This window comes from Nocardiopsis listeri (assembly GCF_020741345.1).
GTDB lineage: Bacteria > Actinomycetota > Actinomycetes > Streptosporangiales > Streptosporangiaceae > Nocardiopsis > Nocardiopsis listeri_A.
In genome coordinates this window covers 1-2,736 of record NZ_DYZD01000141.1, presented here as the reverse complement: position 1 = coordinate 2,736, position 2,736 = coordinate 1, and the positions used below count along the sequence as shown (strand labels likewise).

Here is a 2,736-nt window from a genome sequence, read left to right as displayed (position 1 = left end):
GTGGTCGCCGCGGACGGGGCGAACAGCGTCACGCGCACCGCCCACGCCGACGAGTTCGGCACCACCCTCGAACCGCGGGCCAACCGGTTCATGTGGCTGGGCACCGACCTGGTCTTCGACGCGTTCAACTTCCACGTCCTGCGCACCCCGCACGGGATCATGCAGCTGCACTGCTACCCCTACTCGGCCCACGCCAGTACGTTCCTCGTGGAGATGGCCGAGGACGTGTGGCGGGCCGCCGGGTTCGTCGACCGCGACCTGGCTCCGGGGGAGAGCGACCTCGACGCCATCGCCCGCTGCGAGAAGCTGTTCGCCGACGTCCTGGGACCGCACCGACTGCTGCCCAACAACTCACGCTGGCAGCGCTTCAACACCGTTCGCAACCGCACCTGGCACCACGGCAACATCGTCCTGCTCGGCGACGCCGCCCACACCGCGCACTTCTCCATCGGATCCGGAACCAAGCTGGCGATGGAGGACGCCCTGGCGCTCGCCGCCTGCCTGCACGAACACCCCGACCCGCCGAGCGCCCTGGCCGCCTACGAGGACGAACGCCGTCCCGTGGTGGCCAGTACCCAACGCGCGGCCCAGGCCAGTCTGGAGTGGTTCGAGGACATCCACCGCCACGTCGACGCCGACCCACTTGCGTTCTCCTTCGACCTGCTGACCCGCAGCCGTCGCGTCACCTACGACAACCTGCGCCTGCGCGATCCGGAGTTCGTCGCCAGGGTCGACGACTGGTTCGCCCGCAAGGTGAGCCGTGAGGTCATGGCAGGAGAGGACGGCCCCGACGTTCGCCCGCCCATGTTCCACCCCTTCCGACTGGGCGAACTGGAGCTGGACAACCGGGTCGTGGTCTCGGCCATGGACATGTACTCCTCCACCGACGGCACCCCCGGCGACTTCCACCTCGTCCACCTGGGCGGCAAGGCGCTCGGCGGTGCCGGACTCGTCATGACCGAGATGGTGTGCGTGTCCGCCGACGCCCGTATCACCCCCGGCTGCGCCGGACTCTACGCACCCGAACACGAGACCGCCTGGCGCCGCTTCACCGACTTCGCGCACACCCACAGCCGGGCCCGCGTCGGAGTGCAGCTCGGGCACGCCGGCCGTAAGGGCTCGACCAAGCTGATGTGGGAGGGCATCGACCAGCCCCTGAACGATGACAACTGGCCGTTGGTCTCCCCATCACCGCTGCCCTACCGGGACGGCGTCAACCAGGTGCCCCGGGAACTGGACCGGGCCGCCATGGACGCCATCCTCGACGACTTCGTCGCCGCCACCCACGCCGCCGACCGTGCCGGATTCGACCTGCTCGAACTCCACTGCGCGCACGGCTACCTGCTGTCCTCGTTCCTGTCCCCGGTCACCAACCGGCGCACCGACGCCTACGGGGGAGACCTGGCCGGCCGGCTCCGCTACCCCGTGGAGGTGCTCACCGCCGTTCGCGCCGCCTGGCCCGACCACAAACCCCTCACCGTGCGCATCTCCGCCACCGACTGGGTCGAGGGCGGCACCACAGGCGAGGACGCGGTCGAGATCGCCCGAGCCCTCGTCGCGGCCGGAGCCGACGCCATCGACGTCTCCACCGGTCAGGTCACCCCCGACGAGGAACCCGCGTTCGGACGCAGCTACCAGGTTCCCTACGCCGAACGCGTCCGCCGCGAACTCGACGTCCCCGTCATCGCCGTGGGCGCCATCTCCTCCCACGACGACGTCAACTCGACCATCCTGGCCGGCCGCGCCGACCTGTGCGCGCTGGGCCGCCCCCACCTGTACGACCCGCACTGGACCCTCCACGCCGCCGCCGAACAGGACTACGCGGGCCCCGGCGTCACCTGGCCGGTCCCCTTCCGCGCCGGCAACCGCAAACCCCCCACCGGTCGAACCGACGGGCCGCGGCCCCGACTCGAACTGCTACGGTCCAGCGAAGACTCCACCCGGCACCGGCGGTGGCGTCCCCACCCCATCCGGCACGAGTCCTAGGGAGACCAAGGTGTCGACCTCCTATGGCGACCACCCCGGTCAGATCGTCCACCGCCACGAGCCCCGCAGGGGCGACGGTCCCACCCCTGTCGCGGTCCTGCTGCACGGCGGCTGGTGGCGCGACCTGCACGACGCGCGCCTGATGGACCCCTTGGCCCGGGACCTGACCGCCGCCGGATGGGCCGTGTGGAACGTCGAATACCGTCGCACCGGAACCGACGGCGGTGGCTGGCCACAGACGGCCGACGACGTCGCACGCGCCCTGGACCTGCTCGCCGCCACCGCCGACCGCGAAGGCGGGCTGGACACCTCACGCGTGGTCGCCATCGGTCACTCCGCCGGTGGCCACCTCGCCCTCATTACCGCCGCGGACTCCCTCGTCACCTCCGTGGTCGCCCTGGCACCCATCACCGACCTGCGCCGCTGCGCCGAGGCCGGCCTGGGGGAGGACGCCGTCGCACCCTTCCTCGGCCCTGACCCCGCACCCGAGCTGTACACGGAATCCTCGCCCCTGCACCGACTCCCCATCGGCCTCCCGCAGTTGATCGTGCACGGTGAGGCCGACCAACGCGTTCCCGTCGAACACAGCCGCGACTACGTGTCCGCGGCCCGGGCCGCCGGTGACCCCGTGGAGTACCACGAGATCGCCGGAGCCGACCACTTCGCCGTCATCGACCCCGCGCACACCGCCTGGCGCACCGTGCGCGACTCCCTCGGCGCCGGCTGACGACCATGCCGGTCCGCGCCGGG

General features: G+C 71.4%; 2 protein-coding genes. Both read left to right on the top strand.

Going from position 1 to position 2,736, the window contains the following annotated elements; all coding sequences use genetic code 11:
• A partial coding sequence (locus K8V84_RS08140; RefSeq protein ID WP_304072525.1) for an FAD-dependent monooxygenase occupies positions 1–1,986 on the top strand: 1,986 nt, incomplete at its 5' end.
• A gap of 10 nt (positions 1,987–1,996) precedes the next feature.
• Entirely contained in the window at positions 1,997–2,713 is a 717-nt protein-coding gene (locus tag K8V84_RS08135) for a S9 family peptidase (RefSeq protein ID WP_304072522.1), read from the top strand.
• Positions 2,714–2,736: the final 23 nt, after the last annotated feature.